Below are 21,333 nucleotides of genomic sequence, written 5' to 3' on the forward strand. Positions count from 1 at the left end.
CTCAGCCTCCGGCAATGGCAGTGAAAAGGTGGATCTCGTCCCCGTCATTGAGTCGGGTGTCTGGCCAGCGGCTACGGGGCAGTACGGCGCCGTTAAGAGCCACCGCCACCCCCTGCGGGGCAACCTCACGGGCCGCCAGCAGCTCGGCCACGCAGATCTGGCTCTCCGGGCTGGTCGTCAGCACCAGCTCGCTGTCGTTCAATCGGATCTTCATTGCGCATCCTCCATGGAATTGGCAAAGGGAGTGGCGCCGCCGCACACGGAGCAGGCAGGGTCGGAAGGCAACCCCAGGGTCTGCCACTCGTGGGTCAGGGCATCGAAACGGCGCAGGGTGCCCGCCACCGGACTGGGCTTGCCCAGCAGCAGACGCAAGGCTTCCAACGCCTGCAAGGCGCCCATCACGCCCACCAGGGGGCCGGTGACGCCGCTGCTCTGGCAGCTTTCTGTGATGCGGGTATCCAGCGGATAGAGGCAGGCATAGCAGGCATGTTCGGGGGCGGTTCTCACCATCAGCTGCCCCTGCCAGCCGACGGCGGCGGCGGAGATCCAGGCTTTGCCCTGCCCTACGCAGGCGGCGTTGATGGCGTGGCGACTGGCCAGGTTGTCGCAGCAGTCGATCACCAGATCTACCTCAGCCACGAAGGCTGGCAGGCTCTGCTCATCGAGCCGCTGATTGATGGCAATCAGCTCCACATGGGGGTTGTGAGCCGCCAATCGCTCGCGGGCCAGCTCGGCCTTGGAGTGGTTGACCGCATCCGCATCGAACAGGATCTGGCGCGGCAGATTGCTGGAATCGACCGTATCGCCATCGGCCAGCCACAAGGTGCCCACCCCGGCACCGGCCAGATAGAGCGCCAGCGGCGAGCCAAGCCCGCCGAGGCCAACGATCAGCACGGATGCCTCTTTCAGCCTCGCCTGCCCCGTCTCGCCGATTTCACTCAGCATCAGTTGCCTGCCGTAGCGCAGGTACTCCGCATCAGAGAGCATGATCGGCCTCCTGCGGCATGATGGCCTGATGGATAAGCGCAGAGCAAGGCTCATCCCCCGCCCCCACTGCATCGAGCAGCCGTTTGGTCGCCCCCTGCCAATCGTCACTGGCAGTGATGGCCGACACCAGCGCAATGCTGCCGACCCCGCTCGCCTTGACCGCCGCCACGCGATCCTCGCTGATGCCGCCGATGGCGACCGTGGGCCAGTCGCACATGAGTGCCCGGTAGCGGTGCAGCCGTGCCAGCCCCTGCGGGCGGGACGGCATCGCCTTGGTATTGGTCGGGAAGATATGGCCCAGCGCGAGATAGGAGGGGGCCAGCTCGCAGGCCCGCATCAGCTCGAAGTAGCCGTGGGTGGAGATGCCAAGACGCAGCCCTGCCGCCTGAATAGCGGCGAGATCGGCGCTCTCCATGTCCTCCTGCCCCAGGTGCACACCCCAGGCACCGGCGGCGATGGCCTGCTGCCAGTAGTCGTTGATAAAAAGCCGCGCCCCATGACGGCGACCGAGCGCGACAGCATCGCGAATGGCCGGTGCCACCTCTGCGGCAGGCAGGTTCTTGATGCGCAGCTGGATGGTCTTGACCCCCTGCCCCAACAGGCGCCTGAGCCACTTGACCGAATCCACCACAGGATAGAGACCCAGCTGATGTTCGGTCGCGGCAAAGGCGCCCTCGGGCAGGCGGGCCTCGCTGACGGGATAGAGACCAAAGCGCCGATCCAGGTTCGACCCCGCCAGCACGGCGCGAGGGAAGTGCGCGAGGCTGGTCGGCCAGCCGAGATGGGCAATGGGGCCAGGGCCTGCCCCCACCCCTTGCGCCGCAGCCAGCCCCTGTTGCAAATAGGCGCGCGCCAACGTGATGGCGTCCTCCACCGGATAATCCTGCGCCACCACGGCGGCGATGGCGCTGGCATAACAGCAACCGGTGCCGTGGCCGTGACGGGTGTCGAGGCGCGGCGCCGCCAGCCAGAATTCACGGCTCTCGTCCTGGTAATAATCGAGGCAGAGATCGCCACTCCACCCAAGATGCCCGCCCTTCACCAGCACGGCGCGGGCGCCCAGTTCGCGCAGGCGCGCCGCCCCCGCCCGCACCAGCACGGGGCTGCTGGCAGGAATGCCCGTCAGCGCCTCCAGCTCGGGACCATTGGGGGTAATGAGCGCGAGGCGTGGCAGCAAGTGTTCGCGCACTGCCGCCAGCATGTTGGCTTCGGCCATGGGGGTACCGGTGCTGGCGATGGCCACCGGGTCGTAGACCACGAAAGGTGCTTCGATGGCTGCCAGTCGGCGTGCCAGCACCTCCACATGGAGCCGGGTCGGCAACAGGCCGATCTTGATGGCGGCGGGTGGCAAGTCGACACCGAGGGCGTCGATCTGGGCGGTGAAGGTCTGCATCAGCACGGGGTCGACCATCTTCACCGCCACCGAGTTCTGGGCGGTAATGGCGGTGATGACAGAGCAGCCGTGCCCGCCAAGGTCGTGCATCGTGTGCAGATCGGCCTGAATGCCGGCACCGCCGCCGGAGTCGGAACCGGCTATGGTCCAGACGATGGGTCGGCTGCTCACGCCTCCTCCCCTGCGGCCTGTTTCAGCACCGCCGCCTGATGGTAGATCTCGCCGCCGGTCTCCTTGAAAGTTTCCGCCATGCGAGCCATGCCGCTCGCTACTTCAGCCACCACCCGCTCCTGCTGGCCATCCATGCCCACCAGTGTCACCTCGACCGCTTCCAGGCTGGCCGCGTAGTCGCGCACGTCCTGAGTGATCTTCATGGAGCAGAACTTGGGGCCACACATGGAGCAGAAGTGCGCCACCTTGCCTGACTCCTGGGGCAGGGTCTCGTCGTGATAGGCGCGGGCGGTTTCCGGATCCAGCGCCAGATTGAACTGATCCTCCCAGCGGAATTCGAAGCGCGCCTTCGACATGGCGTTGTCGCGGATCTGGGCACCCGGATGACCCTTGGCCAGATCGGCAGCGTGGGCGGCAATCTTGTAGGTAATCAGCCCCTGCTTCACATCCTCCTTGTTCGGCAGCCCCAAGTGCTCCTTGGGGGTGACGTAGCAGAGCATGGCGCAGCCATACCAGCCGATCATGGCGGCGCCTATGCCGGAGGTGAAGTGATCGTAACCCGGGGCTATGTCGGTGGTGAGCGGGCCCAGGGTATAGAAAGGCGCCTCGTGACAGTGCTCAAGCTGCTCCGTCATGTTGCGCTCTATCATATGCATCGGCACATGACCCGGCCCCTCTATCATCACCTGCACGTCGTACTCCCAGGCAATTTTGGTGAGCTCGCCCAGAGTGCGCAGCTCGGCGAACTGAGCCTCGTCGTTGGCGTCATAGACAGAGCCGGGGCGCAGACCATCCCCAAGCGACAGGGCCACGTCATAGGCGGCGCACAGCTCGCAAATCTCGCGAAAATGCTGGTAGAGGAAATTCTCTTTATGGTGCGACAGGCACCACTTGGCCATGATGCTGCCACCGCGCGAGACGATGCCGGTGAGGCGCTTGGCGGTCATGGGCACGTAGCGCAACAAGACGCCGGCATGGATGGTGAAGTAGTCCACCCCCTGCTCGGCCTGTTCGAGCAGGGTGTCGCGAAACAGCTCCCAGGTGAGGTCTTCGGCGATGCCGTTGGTTTTTTCCAGCGCCTGATAGATGGGCACTGTGCCGATGGGCACCGGGCTGTTGCGCAGGATCCACTCGCGGGTCTCGTGGATGTTGCGACCGGTGGAGAGATCCATGACGGTGTCGGCGCCCCAGCGGGTGGACCAGACCAGCTTCTCCACCTCCTCTTCAATGCTGGAGCTGACCGCCGAGTTGCCGATATTGGCGTTGATCTTCACCAGGAAGTTGCGGCCAATGATCATGGGCTCGGTTTCCGGGTGGTTGATGTTGTTGGGGATGATGGCGCGGCCAGCCGCCACTTCGTCACGCACGAATTCGGGGGTGATGTTCTCGGGCAGGCGGGCGCCGAAACCCTGACCCGGATGCTGGCGCAGCAGCAGCTCGGATCGCACCCGCTCGCGACCCATGTTCTCGCGGATGGCGATAAATTCCATCTCGGGGGTGACCAGCCCCTGACGGGCATAGTGCAGCTGGGTCACCCGGCGACCGGGCTTGGCGCGGCGGGGCTTGGGCAAGTTATCGAAACGCAGGTGATCCAGCCCCTCGTCGGCCAGGCGCTCCTGGGTAAAGGCGGAGCTGAGATCATCGAGCGCGGCTGTGTCCCCCCGCTCCAGCACCCAGCCTTGTCGCAAGCGTGGCAGACCGAGGCGCACATCGATGACGGCATGCTCATCGCCATAGGCACCCGAGGTGTCATAGACGGGGACAGGTTCATTGGCTTCGAACTGCGGGTGCTCTTTGCTGCCGCCGACCAGGGTGTCGGCCAGGGCGATCTCACGCAGCCCTACCCGGATATCGGGCCGAGAACCTTCGATAAAGATGCGGCGGGAGTTGGGGTGGGCCATCCCCTTGAGGTTGTCGATAAAGCGCTGGGCGCTGGCGCGCTGCTCGCGACGACTGGGGACTGGCTTGCGCGGCTCGGAAACAACCTGCTCGGATACGGCCTGTTCAGTGGCGGATGATACGGAAGTAGACATAGCAAAACTCTCATTAACTGATTGAAGTTATGGGTGTTTGCTTGTCTGGAGTTCGAGGAGAAGTGATGAACTTGCGGCGGGGTGTTCACGTCAGGAGGGAGTGCGCGCGGGATGGATCTCCGCTGTGCTGCGCGACTGCTGTCCTGCGGCCTTCAGGCCAGCAACCCGGTGCCCTGATGGACAACCGGACGGGACAGACTCCCTCCTGTGCGCCCTGACCCATCTCGGGTGATCCCTTCGATGAGCGGGGGCTCTGCTCTCTGTAGCGTGACGCCCCCGGCGCGGCAACCCGCAAGTTACCCTTGTTTCCCTTCGCAGGTTTTAACCTGATCAGGTTCCACGGATCCCGAATTAACGGTCTCAGCTTTGCGTCGTTCGACGGTCAGCACTCCGACAAGATGGCGCCAGTATAAGTGGGGAAATGGAAAGCACAAGCCTTTAACAAGACCGACCAGTGCAAACAACAACCGGGCCATGGGCCCGGTTCTCTTACTGCAACACACTGCCATTATTGGTTGGTAGCAGGGGTCACACTGAGGCTGACATTGTTGAAGCCAAGCCCGGAGAGCTCTTGTGCATCGAGCGGGATATCCAGTCTCAGACCCTGACCGGCACCCAGGTTGCGAGCACGGCTCGAGTGGCTGGCGGCAGCGACCGGCACGGGAGCGCCGATTTCGATGTTGCCGGCAAACTGGCTCTCGGCACTGAAATCACCTGTGATCCCGGCCCGAGCCGGGCGCAGCACCCTGGCCAGGTTATTCTGCATGGTAGGCAGACCATTCTGCTGTATGGTCCAGTTCCAATCCCACCACTTCACTTCACCCGGGATATAACGCTTGTCCCACTGGTAACGGATACTGCTGGCCTTGTCCTTGTATGGCCCTATGACGAAGGTGTGGTTCCAGTTCGGACGGTTGTCCGGATGGGTATACCAGGCATTGCCGCCCCAGCGCAGGAAGCCGCTCAGGGTCAGGTCATAGCTGATATCGGCCTTGAACTCGTAGGGGTAGGAGATGTCGGCCTTGTAGAGCTCTATCTTCACCGGGATCTTGGAGTGGGCCGGTACTGTCGGGCGCACGGACTGGGACAAAGAGGTGGTGGTCGAGCCCCCGTTCTGGGAGGCCCAGGACTGGTTTGCAGCAATCTCGATGGAGAGCTCGGTTTCCCCCACCAGCGGCCACTTGAACTTGTTCTTGGTGGTCACCTTCTCGCTCAAGCCATAGGTGTTGGTCTTGGACCAGTTGGTGGCCGTGTCGTAGCGCAGGGTAACGTCATAACCGGATTGAGGCGTGTCGCTGTCGTTGATAGCCCACCCCACTACGGTCTTGACCAGTTGGCGGTCAGACTGGGTCACATCGCCATGCTTGAAACTGTCAGGATCCAGGTTGTAGGCAAAATTGCTCACCTTGATGGAGGTCTTGTCACCACAGCGATAGCCGTCACAGCCACCATCATTGTTGCCACGGATCACCCAGCCATCGCCATCACGGGTCACATCCATGTCTTCACCGACATATTGACTGTGATTCCCCCCTACCCAGGCATAGCCGAGATAATGGGCCAGATAACTGATTGGTTTGATGAAATTCGCACTGTCATGTACCAGCCGCCATTGCACATCAACTTCATCACCATCTGGAAGATCCAGGGCAGACAGATTCGGTATTTCTCCGGTGGCAGGATTGGTCGGATAACACCAGGTATTGGACGCTGTTCCTGGTTTTATTTCGCCGTTATAACCAGGACCCATAATGACCCAGCCATTGGCCAGCCCGCTTATTTGCCATTGTCCCATCATGCCGACAATATTGCTTTTAACGCTCTGCGCCTCTTCTCGATTGACGGGGCGATACTTGTCGCCACAGACCTCTTGACCCAATGAAAACAAGCGAAGCTGGTCTGGATAAACGGGCTCTGCCGCTTGAGCCTGCGCCAGCATCAGGCCAGATATGATTAATGACAAGCCAGTTAGCTTTAATTTTTTCATAGCAACCCCTATATGTTTAACATTGGCATGCATTCACCAACTTTATATATCAGCGGGTGGCATGTGGGTATAGCCGTATCAGTCGCATCAATCTCATTATGCGATCAAACCCACACTTAAATATATAAAAAGAATTAATCGGAAGATATATTCAGCATTGCTTTATATTGAGCAATGTAATATCAGAGCGTGAGCTCTATTATTTCATTCGTCACTTAATAACATTTGAGAATCTCTTAAAAAAGAGATTTCTAATTTAGCAATTTAAATACTTTCCAATTAAGTGACCAAGGCCTTGGCATTATTTCGGCTCATCCTCCGGATTCGGGATCAGTATCTCGGTCACCCGGCCCGTCTCGTCACGAGTCAGCACCAGGGTACGCCCCGGTTGCAGATCGGCGGGACTGCCGTTGAGCCAGCGGGTACCCGCATCGAATGTTATTGTGCCCAGCCCCTGCAATTGCAGCGCATGACCCGTCACGGCGAGCAAGGTGCCCTCCGCCCGGCGCCACTGGGCAGCCGGTTCTGACTCAGGCGCGTGTCCATAAAGGCGAATATGTTCGGCGACGCCGTTGCGACTCAGGATGGCGAGCTTCATACCGGGCTTGAGGTCAGAAAACTGACGCACCCCGGCCAGTGCGGCGCTACCAAGCTCGAGCTCGGCGCCTTGAAATTGCAGCCGAATGCCATCGTTGTGTTCCAGCTCTACCAGCCACAATTCGTCGGCGCCTGCCTGCGCCGCCCAAAGCGGCACACCCAGCATCCATGCACACCATTTTCTCGATTGTTCCATCTTCGTTCGTCCCTGAACAAAAAGCCCATGCTGGACAAGCATGGGCTTCATTCGGGAGCATTTCTAATCGGGAAGCAGAGATCGGATCAGTCATCCTCGCGGCAGCGGCTCAGGCGCATGCCGTCAAACTTGCACTCCAGCTCGAGCCAGCGCCCTTCAAAGGGAGCCAGGCTGTTGTCCGAGGTAGTGTAGCCCCAGATCCGCCCAGCTTCGACCGGCCCTTCCAGATCCATTTCGCCCTTGTCATCTTCGTCCAGTGCTTCGACCTTGCGCACATAGCGCACACCGTTCTCCACCCCCCCCTTCATCTCGACCCAGGTGCCACCGAGATCGTCCTCGCTCAGCCCGTCCTTGAAGCGGGTCTGGTCGTCGATCACGAATGGCAGGCCGTTGACCATCAGCTGGCCCAGCTGCCAGGTGGTGCGGCCGGTTAACTTGAACTCGGCCGACTGCGCGATGCCAAGTGGCAACAAGATAAACAGCAAGAGCGCGCAGAGAGACTTCTTCATCGGGGATCCTCGGGGTTACACTGCCACACAGGATGGCGCGTCCGGTGTGAGACGAGCGTGAAATGCCAGTCAAAACCAGGAGATCAAAACATGAAAATGCTGGTGGTGGAAGACAATCCTCAGGTGGCGGAAACCATCATGGATTACCTGGAGCTGTCGGGGCACAGGATGGACTGTGCCTATCACGGTCAGGCCGCGCTGCAACTGTTGGCGGAGCAGCGCTTCGACGTCATCATCATGGACGTCATGATGCCGCGCCTCGATGGCCTCAGCACGGTGGCCCGCCTGCGTGAGCAGGGGATCCCGACCCCTGTGCTATTTCTCACTGCCCGCGACAGCCTGGATGACAAGCTGGCAGGCTTCAAGGCAGGGGGGGATGACTATCTGGTCAAGCCATTCGCCATGGAGGAGCTGGAGGTGCGACTGCAGGCGCTGGCCCTGCGCGGCCCCCGCTGCGACATGGGTGCTCTCAGCGTGGGCGAGCTGACGCTGGATCCCGCCAGTAGCCGCGCCACCCGCGCCGGGGTCGAGCTCAAGCTCGGCAAGATCCCGTTCCAGATCCTCACCCTGCTGGTGCGCCGCGCCCCCCATCTGGTGAGCCGTCAGGAGGTGCTCGACACCGTCTGGGGCGATGAGGAGCCCGACTCCGACGCACTGCGCAGCCACATCTACGCCCTGCGCAACGCGCTCGATAAACCCTTTCCCACTCCCATGCTGGAAACCCTGCACGGTCAGGGCTATCGGCTGGTGACCTCATGAGACGAACGACGCCGCGCATCGGCCAGCCACAGGCCCGGCATAAAGGGAGCCCGCCATGAGCCTGCCCAGCCTGCGCCGTCGCCTGATCCTGACCCTGAGCGGGGCCGGCATGCTGCTGCTGATCATCATCAGCCTGCTGATGCTGGTGGCCGAAGACAAGATGGAGGAGCTAAGCCTGCGCCACTGGCTGGAGGCGGAAGTGACCCGCTACAGCGATGACTGGCTGCGACTCGGCCCGGCTGCGGCCGCCCCGAGCCCCAGGCAGTTCTCCAGCTACTGGACCGAGGCGGGCCGCCTGCCGAAGTGGCTGAAACCCTACCAGACACCGGGCTTTTTCGAGCACCAATTGGGCAAGGAGGATAAACACTTTCTGGTCACCCGCCACCCCTCGGGAGATGGCCTGCTTTATCTGGTGTTCAACGACGATGCCGATGACTATCTCGACCCTTACGAAGACAGGTTGCATCTGGCGACCCGGCTGATCGGGCTGACCCTGCTGCTCGCGTGTATCGGGTTTGGCATCTGGCTGGTGCGCCATATCACCGGGCCACTGCAACGACTGCAACAGAGGGTCGCCCACCTCACCCCGGATCAGGCGGATTTCGAGCCTGACGCCCCCTGGCAGGAGCTGCGGGATATCGAGCTGGCGCTACTGGCAGGCAAGCAGGAAGTCAGCGCCGTGTTTGCCCGCGAACAGGAGTTCAGCCGCTTCGCCAGCCACGAGCTGCGCACCCCCAACATGGTGATCCAGGGTTCTGCCGCCCTGCTTGGCAAGGTGACAGACTTGCCCGCGCCGGCTGCCCGCGCCACCCTGCGCATCCGCGCTGCCGCCGACGAGATGGCGCTACTCACCGAGACCTTCCTGCTGCTAGGCCGCAAGGAGGCGGTGGAGCGACCACTGCAACAGGTCACTCCGCTGATCCGCCAGGAGCTGGCTCGCTTGGCTCCACTGCTACAGCGGGAGACGCTGGATATCCGGCTGCATCTGGATGAGGAGAGCGAGGTCAATGCCCCTCTCTCCTTGCTCGCCATCGCGCTCGGCAACCTGCTCAAGAACGCCCTCAGCTATGCCGAGGGGCATATCGAGATCGAGCTGTGCGGCCCCGTGCTCACCATCAGTAACCCGACGGCGGCAGCGCCGGATCAGATCCTCGGCTACGGCTGCGGCCTCACCATCATACAGCGCATCTGCGAGAAGCTCGGCTGGCAGATAGAAACCCGGCGGGAAGATGGGGTGTTCAGCGCCCGACTGGTGATGATCACCACCGACCTCACGGAGGCATAGCCCCCCCCTCCATCCCCCGCCCGGCTCCCCGTTTATGCCAAAAAGCGGAAGAAGGGAGGCCAGAAACGACAAGGCGCCCGAAGGCGCCTTGTGTTAATACCGCGATGCAAGCCGCCAGCGGCTCATTCGGCGGGCTTGTTCTTGCGGCTCGCCTTGAGCTCCAGGAACTCGATGATCTTGCCCGCTACATCCTTGCCGGAGGCCGCCTCCACCCCTTGCAGGCCGGGGGAGGAGTTGACCTCCAGCACCAGCGGGCCACGGGCACTGCGCAGAATGTCCACCCCGGCCACATCCAGCCCCATGATCTTGGCTGCCTGCACCGCAGTCGCCCGTTCTTCCGGGCTTATCTTGATCGCCTCGGCCGTGCCGCCACGATGCAGGTTGGAGCGAAACTCCCCCGGCTGAGCCTGACGACGCATGGCCGCCACCACCTTGCCATTAACCACCAGACAGCGAATGTCGGCGCCGTTGGCCTCGCGGATGTACTCCTGCACCAGGATGTTGTTGTTGGTCTGGATAAAGGCCTCGATCACGCTCTCGGCGGCCTTCTGGGTCTCGCACAGCACAACACCTATCCCCTGGGTTCCCTCCAGCAGCTTCACCACCAGCGGCGCCCCGCCCACCATGGTGATGAGGTCGGGCACATCGTGGGTGCTGTGGGCATAACCCGTGATGGGCAGACCTATGCCATGGCGCGACAACAGCTGCATGGCACGCAGCTTGTCGCGGGAACGGGAGATGGCCACCGAGCTGTTGAGAGCCATGGTGTTCATCATCTCGAACTGGCGCAGCACGGCGGTGCCGTAAAAGGTGATGCTGGCGCCGATGCGCGGGATCACGGCGTCGTAACTCTCCAGCGCTCGCCCTTCGTAATGAATGGAGGGGCTGTGGGAGGCGATATTCATGTAGCAGCGCAGGGTGTCGAGCACCTCGACCTGATGACCGCGCGCCTGCGCCACCTCGACCAGACGGCGGGTGGAATAGTTTCTGGGCTCACGGGATAAAATGGCGATCTTCATGAAAATTCCGCTAGAAGGCAGTGCCTGGGCAGGATGGGGCGGGAGAGTATAAGGTGCCACAGCGCCAAGACAACGCCAATTGTTTCTCCTGACAACAAGACAAACCACACAGAACTGCACACTGCAATCCCGTTGTCACCGATATGTCAAACGGCGGCTCCAGGCTGGAGTGTCCACCAGCCCAAGGATGCCGCCGTTTCTCGTCAAAGATCAACCTGTGTCACGGGGGAGATCACTATTCAGTTCAGGTTTGGTCCCAGCCAGCGTTCTGCTTCTGCCAGGGTCATCCCCTTGCGGGCAGCGTAATCCTCGACCTGATCCTGCTGGATCTGCGCCACCGCAAAGTATTTGCTCTCGGGGTGGGAGAAGTACCAGCCCGACACCGCCGCCCCCGGCCACATGGCGTAGGATTCGGTGAGCTGCATGCCGATGGCCTGCTCCACGCCCAGCAGCTCCCAGATGCTCCCTTTTTCAGTGTGCTCGGGGCAGGCGGGGTAGCCGGGGGCCGGACGTATGCCACGATAGTTCTCGCGGATCAGCTCCTCGTTGCTGAGGGCCTCGTCGGGGGCATAGCCCCAGTGAACCTTGCGTACCTGTTCGTGCAGATACTCGGCGAAGGCCTCGGCGAGACGGTCACACACCGCCTGGATGAGGATGGCATTGTAGTCATCGTGATCGGCTTTGTAGGCATTGGCGATGGCCTCTTCGCCGATGCCGCCAGTCACCGCGAAGGCACCGATCCAGTCGGGCTTGCCGCTCTCTTTCGGCGCCACATAGTCCGCCAGACAGTAGTTGGGAAAGCCCTGCTTCTCGCTCTGCTGACGCAGATGATGCAGCACTTTTTTCACTTCGCTGCGCGACTCGTCGCTGTAGACCTCAATGCTGTCGCCCACGGCGTTGGCGGGGAACAGGCCGATCACCCCAGCGCAGCGCACACTGCCATCGCGCTCGAGTTTGTCCAGCATGGCGTTGGCATCGGCAAACAGCTTGGTCGCCTCCTCACCTATGATCTCGTCTTCGAGAATGCGCGGATACTTGCCCGCCAGCTCCCAACTGAGGAAAAACGGCGTCCAGTCGATGTAGGGACGCAGCACGGAGACGGGCACGTTCTCGAACGTCTGTACACCCGGCTCGCGGGGCTTGGGCGGTTGATAATTCACCCAGTCCAGCTGCTGCCGGTTGGCGCGGGCGTGGGCCAGGCTGACCGGCCGGGATCTCGGCTGCTTGCGGGCATGCTGATCACGGGCAACCTCGTACTCCTTGTCGATGCGGGCGACAAACGCAGGCTTGAGTTCCGGGTTCAGCAGGCTCTGGGCCACCCCCACCGCGCGAGAGGCGTTGGAGACATAGACCACGGGCTCCGAGTAGTTCTGCTCTATCTTGACCGCGGTGTGCGCCTTGGAGGTGGTGGCGCCGCCGATCAAGAGCGGCAGCTTGAAGCCCTGGCGCTCCATCTCTTTGGCCACGTGCACCATCTCGTCGAGAGACGGTGTGATCAGGCCCGACAGCCCTATGATGTCGGCTCCCACTTCCCGCGCCGTCTTGAGGATGGTCTCGCAGGAGACCATGACGCCGAGATCCACGATCTCGTAGTTGTTGCACTGCAGCACAACGCCGACGATATTCTTGCCGATGTCGTGCACATCCCCCTTCACGGTGGCGAGCACTATCTTGCCGTTGCTGTAGCCGCCCTGTTTTTCGGCTTCGATATAGGGCTGCAGATAGGCCACCGCCCGCTTCATCACCCGCGCCGACTTCACCACCTGGGGCAGGAACATCTTGCCCGCACCGAACAGGTCGCCGACTACGTTCATGCCATCCATCAACGGCCCTTCGATGACGTGCAGCGGCTTCTCGGCGCCGGCCCGCGCCTCTTCGGTATCCTCTTCGATAAAATCTGTGATGCCCTTGACCAGGGCGTGCTCCAGCCGCTTGCCCACCGGCCAGCTGCGCCACTCCTGATCCCGCGGATCCTCGGCCTGGGCACCAGCACCGCGATACTTCTCGGCGATGGCCAGCAGATCCTCGGTGGCGCTGTCACTCAAGTTGAGCACCACCGCCTCGACCTTGGCCTTCAGCTCGGCCGGAATATCTTCATAGATGGCGAGCTGACCGGCGTTGACTATTCCCATGTCCATGCCGTTCTGGATGGCGTGGTAGAGGAAGACCGCGTGGATGGCTTCCCGCACCGGCTCGTTGCCGCGAAACGAGAAGGAGACGTTGGAAACGCCGCCGGAGATCATGGCGTGAGGCAGATGGGTCTTGATGTCCTTCACCGCCTCGATGAAGTCCACCGCATAGTTGTTGTGCTCGTCGATGCCGGTCGCCACCGCGAAGATGTTGGGGTCGAAGATGATGTCTTCCGGCGGGAAACCGACCTGATCAACCAGGATGCGGTAGGCACGCTGGCAGATCTCGAACTTGCGGGCTCGGGTGTCCGCCTGCCCCACCTCATCGAACGCCATGACGATGACGGCGGCGCCGTAGCGGCGCAGCAGCTTGGCCTGCGCGATGAATTTATCCTCCCCCTCCTTCATGGAGATGGAGTTGACCACCGGCTTGCCCTGCACGCACTTGAGGCCCGCCTCCAGCACTTCCCACTTGGAGGAGTCGATCATCACAGGCACCCGGGCTATATCGGGCTCGCCAGCGATGAGGTTCAGGAAGCGCACCATGGCCGCCTCGGCGTCCAGCATCCCCTCGTCCATGTTGATGTCGATGATCTGGGCACCGCTCTCTACCTGCTGCTTGGCCACGTCGAGGGCCTCGTCGTAGAGCCCCTCCTTGATCAGTCGCTTGAACTTGGCCGAGCCGGTGACGTTGGTCCGCTCCCCCACGTTCACGAACATGGAGTCCGCCGTGATAATAAGCGGCTCAAGCCCAGACAGCCGGCAGGCCACCGGCAGCTCGGGCAGGGCGCGCGGCTTGATACCCGCCACGGCGTCGCTCATGGCGCGGATGTGGGTTGGAGTGGTGCCGCAGCAGCCCCCCACCAAATTGAGGAAACCGCTCGAAGCCCACTCGCGGATATGGGCGGCCATCTCGTCGGCATCCAGATCGTACTCACCAAACGCATTGGGCAGACCGGCGTTAGGGTGGGCACTGACGTTAGCCTCGCTGATGCGCGACAGCTCTTCGACATACTGGCGCAACTCATCGGGGCCGAGCGCACAGTTAAGGCCAAACGAGATGGGCTTTACATGACGCAGTGAGTGATAGAAGGCTTCGGTGGTCTGGCCGGAGAGGGTACGGCCAGAAGCATCCGTGATGGTGCCAGAGATCATCACCGGCAGGGCATAGCCCAGCTCCTCGAACACCAGATCCACCGCGAAGGCAGCAGCCTTGGCGTTGAGGGTATCGAAGATGGTCTCGATCAAGATGAGGTCGGCGCCCCCCTCAATCAGGGCGTGAGTCGACTCCGTATACGCAGCCACCAGCTGGTCATAGGTGACGTTGCGCTTGCCGGGATCGTTCACGTCCGGCGAGATGGAGCAAGTGCGGTTGGTAGGGCCCAACACCCCGGCGACAAAGCGCGGCTTGGCCGGGTCTTTGGCCGTCCACTCGTCCGCCACGGCGCGGGCCAGACGAGCGGCCTCGCGGTTGATCTCGGCGGAGAAGGCCTCCATTTCGTAATCGGCCATGGCGATGCGGGTAGCGTTGAAGGTGTTGGTCTCGAGGATGTCGGCCCCGGCGGCACAATACTGATCGTGGATCTCACGAATGATCCCGGGCCGGGTCAGCACCAGCAGGTCGTTGTTACCCTTGATGTCGGTATGCCAGTCGGCAAACCGCTCACCGCGATAATCCGCCTCGCCCAGCTTGTAGCCCTGGATCATGGTGCCCATAGCCCCGTCGATGATCAGGATCCGTTCCTTGAGACAGGATTCCAGCCTCTTCTTTATGTCCGACTTTTTATTCGACTCTATGCTCGACACCGCTCTTTCCTCTTACATCCATGCAACTGCGTGAACTTCATCCTAGCAGCAAACAAATCAAATGGAAATCTAGCCGTCTATCTGTCCGTAATCTCGCTATATATACTCATAAATAGGTAATGAGTAACATGTGACCCCAGAGTACCCTATGCCCGTCCTCAATAGGGGTACGTGCTTGCTGTTTACTAAAGAGAAAAATAACTATGAGCGTCTACTACACACTCTGCTTCCTGGCAGCGTTGGCGATCTTCATCGCCTTTGCCAATCAGTATGTTGTGAAGATCCAGACCACCATCGCCATCACCGCCGGATCCATGCTGATCTCCGCGCTGCTGGTGCTGTTCGGTAAGCTGGGCTGGTTCAATCTCGAACCCCTGGCCGTCAAAACCATGGAGAGCATAGATTTCCAGAATTTCCTGCTGAAGGGGATCTTGGGCTTCCTGCTGTTCGCCGGTGGTCTCGGCATCAACCTGAAGGCATTGCGTAGCCAGAAGTGGGAAATCACCATTCTCTCCATCGTGGCGACCCTGCTCTCTACCTTACTCATCGGCTACGGCTTCTGGTTCATCGCCAAGCTGCTGGGCTGGGAGCTGCCGCTGGTCTACTGCATGTTGTTCGGGGCCCTGATCTCCCCCACCGACCCCATCGCCGTGCTGGCCATCGTCAAGAAGATGAAGGCGCCCCCCCAGATCGCCATCCAGATCGAAGGGGAATCCCTGTTCAACGACGGTGTCGGTCTGGTGATCTTCGCCACCGTGTTTGCCGTCGCCTTTGGCGGGGTGGAACCCACCTTCGGCAGCGTGGCCGGCCTGTTCCTGCATGAAGCCCTCGGCGGCATACTGTTCGGCGCCGTGCTGGGCCTCATCGCCCACGTGATGATCAGCGCCACCGATGACGGCTCCCTGGAGCTGCTGCTGACCCTGTGCATACCGACTGCCGGCTTTGCGCTGGCCAACATGATCGGCGTCTCCGGCGCCCTGGCCATGGTGGTCACCGGTATCATGATCGGCAACTGGACCCGTCACTCCGGCTTCTCCGAGCAGAGCCGCCATCACCTGGATCACTTCTGGGAGTTGATGGACCAGTTCCTCAACGCCCTGCTGTTCCTGCTGATCGGTCTGGCGCTGGTGTTGCTGGAGCTCGCCTGGCAAGACTGGATCCTGCTGGTCATCGCGGTTCCCCTCTGTCTGGCCGCCCGCTTCATCAGCGTGTCGCTGCCCTACATGGCCTTCCGCAAATTCCGCAACTACAACACCTTCTCGGTGCGGATCCTCACCTGGGGCGGTCTGCGCGGTGGTCTGGCCATGGCCATGGCGCTGGCACTGCCTTCCGGTGTCATGATGATACCCGAGCACAACGTCGATCTGCGTCAGGTCATACTGGTGATGACCTACTCGGTGGTGATGTTCTCCATCGTGGTGCAGGGCATGACCATTACACCTATGATCACCGCCGCCAAGAAGGCCTGCGGCGACTACTGAGTCACCCGCTGATCACTGTTGGCACCATGCAAAAGGGCTCCCGACGGGAGCCCTTTTTGTGACTGGCGATACTGAAAAAAACGGATTTGATACAAAACCACCAAATAATTGTTTGCTTTTTATTCATATCGAGGAGAGAATGCGCGCCGGCTAGTTAATCAGCCCTGTTTATGTTCGCAATGCTTCAACGTTAGATGAATCCTGCCAGTACCTACATAACCTTCCTCTGATTTACTCGCCTTGAGAACCGTCAGGCTGTCTGCCTGCGTTGCCCGGCTCTCACGGTGCAGACCCGATCTGCCCACCCAATTTGATTTATGCATCAGCATATTCCTTGACAGTGCAGACGCCCGTGACTCGGGCTGGGTATTCCTGCGCGCTTGTCGACCCCACCGGTTGGCCGCGCCCATTAACCTGAAATTTGCAAAAACAAGGAGCAAACACTTAATTTATATAGAGAAATTTAATGATGAAAACCATACATACACACAAGCCCCTGCGTCGTAGCAAGCCCATCAACCTGCCTGTGCAAGAGCAGGATTCCGATGCGTTTCTGATCCAGTTCAGCACCCGCTTCAGCGGCGGTTTCGCCATCTCCTGTGATGGTATCGCTGGTGAGTTCTCCATCGAAGACCTCAACTGATCCTGCCTGCCAAGCGGCAGCGCCCGATGCAGACAGGCCGCAACTCACGGCGGCCTCTTTGCTGCTTGGTCACCACCCAAGTGACCACCATCAAGGCAACATCAGCTGATACCAGCGCAAGGTTGCCACTGACCTGACCTCCCCCGCACGCCTCAGCAGATCAAGCCCACAATCCGCAACATGCCCAGCAACGCCATTCAAGTCGCAGTGGCAAGATAAGCCTCTGTTTTATCTCGCACTGATCACCCCGAAACGATACCCGGCCATAAAGCCATGATGCCTGTAGCACTCAAGGTGTCGCAAGGCAATGGCAAGCGCCAGACCCGCACCATCAAGACCCTGGATTCGGATTACTTTACGAAAGAGTGACCATGCCCGAGCGCAGCAACTTCTATGTCCTGAAGGCCCATGACCCATTCTGCCAAGGCTGGCGCAAAGGGCTGAACGGACATTCTCCGCCGATCCCGCAGGTTTGATTAGCGAAGCGTAACCAAATGTTCGCGACCCCTTGCGAACCTTGGGCACAGGTTCGCAGCTGGCGGCGTTCGCCACTTTTCCCTCTCCCCCGGAAGTAGTCAGTGCTATTTCCCTCTGTTAATCTGCCCACGGCAACGACCGATGCAGGTTGTTGAATCTCTGACCATTCCCCTGGAGCCCCCATGTCACTGACCAAGCGTAAAACCTCGGCCAAGCGCAAAGCGGTCGAGCCGCGCCACGATAATCCTGCCCTTGCCTCTTTTCATCGTCAGTGGCAAGACATCGAGCAGCTGCAGGCCAAACTGGCCAAACAGGAGCAGGAGGGGGCAGGCATCTATCAGCGCTTTGTCAGCGACATTGAGCCCCTCGAACGTCAGCAGTGCGCGTTGATTTTTCAGCTTTGCCAGCGGCTGGCCGGATTTACCGCCCGCAAGAGTTTTACCCAGTGGCAACGCGAGATGCTCCATGACTGGCTCAATGAGTTGATGGAATATCTTGAATCCAATCCGTTTCGGGGAGAGCTGGATCTGGAGTCACTCTATATGGCGGTGCAATCGGGCAGTGTCACCCAGCTTGATGAAGCGCAGCTCGAGGCGAGCTGCGACTTTATCACTCACATGCTGCAAGAGGCGTTCGGTGACAGCCCCGATGATATCGAGGTGCTGCGCGAGATGGTCAGACACCCCGAGAAGCTGCGCGACTATATGAAAGCGCAAGCGGAAATGAGAAGGGCTGGTGACGCCGGTGCAGCAGAGTGGGATGACGAAGAGCCGGACTTTGCCGAGGAAGCGTTTGCCAGTGATGAGCCATTCGAACGCTGGCGGACCCGCCATGACCACGTCCATCCGGACGAGGTCGCCAGGGTTGAGCAGCTGCTCGACAGCTCGACCCTCAAACAGCTCTATCGCAAGCTGGCGATGGCGCTGTACCCCGACCGGGAGCAGGACCCGGCACAGCGGGATGCGAAGACTCGCATCATGGGTGAGCTCAGCCTCGCCTGGGAACAACGGGATCTGTTTACCCTGCTGCAACTGGCCCATAGCCATCTGCCCGAGGCAGAAAACCTGCTGAGCGAGGAGAACCTCGCGGCCATCAACCCCGCGCTCAAGCTGAAGATATGTGAGCTGAAGGTCCGTTACTACGGGGGTACCGAGGGGGTGCAGGGGGCTGTCTTGCATAAGTTCAAACAGAGTTCGAAGAAGAAGACCGATCTCGCGTTCGAGGATCACCAGCACTATCTGCAGCGCGACATCAAGCAGCTGCATACACAGTTGGCGACCATCACCACACTACAGACCCTCAAGCCATATCTGGCAAAGCGCTGGGATGAACGCGAGTATGCTGCCTGGGATGAGGCAGCAGGATTTGACGAGATCTTCTTCCGCTAAGCTCGCCCATCACCCGATGCGCGATATCGCATCCTCTCACTGCCATCACGCCACAGAAGGAGAGTGCCTTGGCCCGCCATTCCACCCATTTCGATGAACTGATCGATATTGCCGAACTGAAAGCGTTAAGTGGTGAGGCCAGCTTTGCCAAGGGGCTGCAACTGGCCAGCCAGGGGCGGGTTCAGCAAACCAGCGACTCCCCAAACCATCACGATACGCTGGTGCAATTTTATCTAGTGCTGGGAAGGGTGCAGGATACCTGTGATTGGGTGGCAAACCACAGGATCAACCCCCCTCTTGCTGACGCTGGCCGGGCAGATCTTGCCAAGCAATCCTGTGCTGGGGATGGACACTACTTCCGGACGGCAGGCTGCTATGTGGATGAGGGCCATAACGACGGCTATCAGGCGGATTTCCAATGGGATAATCATGCTAATTACTCATATTATTCAGTCTGTTGCTGCATCAGCCCATGGCTTGCAGAGAGACGATGATGGAGCACGGATTATCAGCGCCAATGCCTGCCAGCAACCACCATAAAAGGCTTTCAAGCCTGTTCCAGCAGCAGACACTCGTCAGCATCCTCACTCAGCTTGACCAGACGACTGCGCACCAGCCCCAGCTTGGCCAGCAGTGCCACCGATCGCTCGTTGCCCGGCGTGACGATGGCGACCACTTGCCCAATCCCCAAGCGGTTTTTGCCATCGGCAAGGGCGGCCTGCGCCGCTTCTATGCCGTAACCCTGACCTCGATATTGCGGCAGGAAGGCATAACCGATATCGACCTGCTCCAGGGTATCGCGCTTGATCAAACCGCAGATACCGAGGCTGGCACCATCCTCCTTGCGCGCCACCAGATAGAGCCCGTGACCATAACGGGCATAGCTGACGGCAGGCCCCTGCTGGATGTAGTTTTCGGCGTCGAGCAGGGTACGTATCCCCCGATCCCCTATGTAACGGTGAAAGTCGGGATCGTTAAGCAATGCGAGAATGAAGGGGGCATCGGCTAGGGTCAGTTCGCGCAGCAGCAGGCGCTCGGAGAGGATCATGGCAAAGACTCTTTCAGCAAAAAAGGCCCTCAAGACTGCCCCTGCTCCGCCTCGTTGGCAAGGTAAACCCCATGAAAAAGGGCCGCAGTGCGACCCCGATAGCAAGATGAGCGGACTCAGGCCGCCAGCAGGCCCGCATAACCATTGCCCTGCTCGCGCAAGGCCATGAACACGGCGGCACAATCCGGCCAGGCCAGACCGAGTCGCTCGGCCACCTGAGTGGGCCACTCGGGGGGCGCCTCCTCCCCCACATCCGATTGCGCCGCCAGCACTATGCCCAGGTGGATAAGCGCAGCCTCGGCAGAGAACTCTTTGGCCAGCAAGGGGTTGTAGTGATACTCCACCGCGTGGCAGATGCTGAGGGGAAATTGCCAGCGCCTGGCCATCTCGGCCCCGGTCTGGGCATAGTTGAAGCCGACCACCAGCTCCTCGGCCTTGGCGCGCCCCTTGCTCGGCTCCAGATCCTTGATGTGGTTTACCATGTTCTCCGGCAATCCTACATGCATGATGAGTCGCCCCATGTCATAGAGCAGGGCGCAGGTGAACACCTCCTCCCCCTTCATACCCTTGAGCTTGGCGAGCCGTCTGGCCAGCTCCGCCACGTCGAACACCTTTCCCCAGAAGTGTTTGAGGTCGATGCCGGGCACCGCATTGATGAAGCCTGTCAGGCCGCACGCCAGCACCATGTTGCGCACCACATCGACCCCGAGTCGCACGACCGCTTCGTTGACGGTGCCGACCTGGCGACTGCCGCCAAACTTGGCGGAATTGGCCAGCCGCAGCAGCTTGGCTGAAATGACGGGATCCTTGTTGATCTTCTTGGCGATCAATAGGATATCCGGGTCTTTCTCACTGAAGGTCTGCACCAGATCGCGCATGACTTCGGGCACATTGGGCAGATTTTGGGGCTTGGATAATAGCGAGTCTATGGTGGGCATCTTGATATCCGTCCATACAATTTTATGATGGTTTTCGTTTGCCGACAGCAAACCCTCAGTAAGTATGGGTAACAAAAAGCAGCCTCACGAAAATGTTTTTATCGACATATTTCAATGTGTTAATAGCATTGTGGCTATACTGGCCCCCTTTAATGGCATGACGAGGAAGTTGAGCATGAGCGAACCCACCGAGTTCTTTGACGAACAGACCCTGCTGGAAATGGTCGACAACCAGCTGATCGATGGCCACCCGTTGCAGGTCAAGGCAACCCTGATGCGGCTGGTGATGAAGGGCACCCCACGGGAAGAGGCGCTGCAATACATCGCCTGTGCCCTCGGCGCCGAGCTGATGGCGATGGAAGCCGAACAGAGTGCCTTCAACCTTGAGCGTTACGCTCAGTTTCTGGACTCCCTGCCCGAGATGCCCTGGGCCGAATAAGTACCTCAGCCCGACGAATCGCACCGGCTACATAGGCCTCTCCTCTAT

18 protein-coding genes and 1 riboswitch are annotated in these 21,333 nt (G+C 60.4%); of the genes, 7 read left to right on the forward strand and 11 right to left on the reverse strand.

Annotated elements, in window-relative coordinates:
- Window position 1: 1 nt before the first annotated feature.
- From thiS to WJM78_RS21105, 7 genes are all read right to left on the reverse strand, one after another.
- Entirely contained in the window at window positions 2–214 is a 213-nt protein-coding gene (gene thiS / locus WJM78_RS21075; RefSeq protein WP_249126446.1) for a sulfur carrier protein ThiS, read from the reverse strand.
- Window positions 211–987 carry a HesA/MoeB/ThiF family protein gene (locus WJM78_RS21080; RefSeq protein WP_339011751.1) on the reverse strand — a complete coding sequence of 259 codons (777 nt, stop codon included), beginning with the start codon at window positions 985–987 and terminating at the stop codon, window positions 211–213. The genes thiS and WJM78_RS21080 overlap by 4 nt, the downstream gene beginning before the upstream one ends.
- The gene (thiE, locus tag WJM78_RS21085) at window positions 977–2,551 is read right to left on the reverse strand and encodes a thiamine phosphate synthase (RefSeq protein WP_339011754.1); all 1,575 of its coding nucleotides are present in this window, start codon (window positions 2,549–2,551) and stop codon (window positions 977–979) included. Before thiE ends, WJM78_RS21080 begins: the two co-directional genes overlap by 11 nt.
- Window positions 2,548–4,584, reverse strand: a complete 2,037-nt coding sequence (gene thiC / locus WJM78_RS21090) for a phosphomethylpyrimidine synthase ThiC (RefSeq protein WP_339011756.1) — start codon at window positions 4,582–4,584, stop codon at window positions 2,548–2,550. Before thiC ends, thiE begins: the two co-directional genes overlap by 4 nt.
- 289 nt (window positions 4,585–4,873) lie before the next feature.
- Window positions 4,874–4,987: riboswitch (TPP riboswitch) on the reverse strand.
- A 105-nt stretch (window positions 4,988–5,092) separates the two neighbouring features.
- Window positions 5,093–6,571 (reverse strand): beta-barrel pore-forming toxin aerolysin, encoded by a 1,479-nt coding sequence (gene aerA / locus WJM78_RS21095; RefSeq protein ID WP_339011759.1) that lies wholly within the window; start codon window positions 6,569–6,571, stop codon window positions 5,093–5,095.
- 301 nt (window positions 6,572–6,872) lie between these two features.
- Entirely contained in the window at window positions 6,873–7,364 is a 492-nt protein-coding gene (locus WJM78_RS21100; protein ID WP_422388424.1) for a hypothetical protein, read from the reverse strand.
- An 86-nt stretch (window positions 7,365–7,450) separates the two neighbouring features.
- Window positions 7,451–7,873, reverse strand: a complete 423-nt coding sequence (locus WJM78_RS21105; RefSeq protein WP_108535503.1) for a hypothetical protein — start codon at window positions 7,871–7,873, stop codon at window positions 7,451–7,453.
- A gap of 90 nt (window positions 7,874–7,963) precedes the next feature.
- Between WJM78_RS21105 and WJM78_RS21110 the strand changes: the two genes are divergently transcribed.
- Window positions 7,964–8,632 (forward strand): response regulator transcription factor, encoded by a 669-nt coding sequence (locus tag WJM78_RS21110; protein WP_339011762.1) that lies wholly within the window; start codon window positions 7,964–7,966, stop codon window positions 8,630–8,632.
- A gap of 55 nt (window positions 8,633–8,687) precedes the next feature.
- A complete protein-coding gene (locus tag WJM78_RS21115) occupies window positions 8,688–9,917 on the forward strand; it encodes a HAMP domain-containing sensor histidine kinase (RefSeq protein ID WP_339011765.1) in 1,230 nt (409 codons plus the stop codon).
- A gap of 122 nt (window positions 9,918–10,039) precedes the next feature.
- Here the strand turns inward: WJM78_RS21115 and rimK are convergent, their stop codons facing one another.
- The gene (gene rimK, locus WJM78_RS21120; protein ID WP_042037925.1) at window positions 10,040–10,936 is read right to left on the reverse strand and encodes a 30S ribosomal protein S6--L-glutamate ligase; all 897 of its coding nucleotides are present in this window, start codon (window positions 10,934–10,936) and stop codon (window positions 10,040–10,042) included.
- 239 nt (window positions 10,937–11,175) lie between these two features.
- The gene (gene metH, locus WJM78_RS21125; RefSeq protein WP_339011768.1) at window positions 11,176–14,871 is read right to left on the reverse strand and encodes a methionine synthase; all 3,696 of its coding nucleotides are present in this window, start codon (window positions 14,869–14,871) and stop codon (window positions 11,176–11,178) included.
- Window positions 14,872–15,074: 203 nt separating this feature from the next.
- Here metH and WJM78_RS21130 point away from each other — a divergent pair, with 203 nt between their 5' ends.
- From WJM78_RS21130 to WJM78_RS21145, 4 genes are all read left to right on the forward strand, one after another.
- Window positions 15,075–16,352: a cation:proton antiporter gene (locus tag WJM78_RS21130; protein WP_042037929.1), complete on the forward strand. Its 1,278-nt coding sequence runs from the start codon at window positions 15,075–15,077 to the stop codon at window positions 16,350–16,352.
- A 466-nt stretch (window positions 16,353–16,818) separates the two neighbouring features.
- Window positions 16,819–16,995: a hypothetical protein gene (locus tag WJM78_RS21135; protein WP_021139540.1), complete on the forward strand. Its 177-nt coding sequence runs from the start codon at window positions 16,819–16,821 to the stop codon at window positions 16,993–16,995.
- A 659-nt stretch (window positions 16,996–17,654) separates the two neighbouring features.
- Window positions 17,655–18,860: a J domain-containing protein gene (locus WJM78_RS21140; protein ID WP_339011777.1), complete on the forward strand. Its 1,206-nt coding sequence runs from the start codon at window positions 17,655–17,657 to the stop codon at window positions 18,858–18,860.
- Between the two features lie 68 nt (window positions 18,861–18,928).
- A complete protein-coding gene (locus WJM78_RS21145; protein WP_339011780.1) occupies window positions 18,929–19,354 on the forward strand; it encodes a hypothetical protein in 426 nt (141 codons plus the stop codon).
- A gap of 53 nt (window positions 19,355–19,407) precedes the next feature.
- On the opposite strand, the gene WJM78_RS21150 is transcribed toward WJM78_RS21145, so the two are convergent.
- The gene (locus tag WJM78_RS21150) at window positions 19,408–19,908 is read right to left on the reverse strand and encodes a GNAT family N-acetyltransferase (RefSeq protein WP_275929146.1); all 501 of its coding nucleotides are present in this window, start codon (window positions 19,906–19,908) and stop codon (window positions 19,408–19,410) included.
- A 116-nt stretch (window positions 19,909–20,024) separates the two neighbouring features.
- A complete protein-coding gene (locus tag WJM78_RS21155) occupies window positions 20,025–20,846 on the reverse strand; it encodes an HDOD domain-containing protein (protein ID WP_339011784.1) in 822 nt (273 codons plus the stop codon).
- Between the two features lie 175 nt (window positions 20,847–21,021).
- Between WJM78_RS21155 and WJM78_RS21160 the strand changes: the two genes are divergently transcribed.
- Window positions 21,022–21,285, forward strand: a complete 264-nt coding sequence (locus tag WJM78_RS21160) for a hypothetical protein (protein ID WP_108535881.1) — start codon at window positions 21,022–21,024, stop codon at window positions 21,283–21,285.
- The last annotated feature ends 48 nt before the right edge of the window (window positions 21,286–21,333 follow it).

This window comes from Aeromonas popoffii (genome assembly GCF_037818705.1).
Lineage (GTDB): Bacteria > Pseudomonadota > Gammaproteobacteria > Enterobacterales > Aeromonadaceae > Aeromonas > Aeromonas popoffii.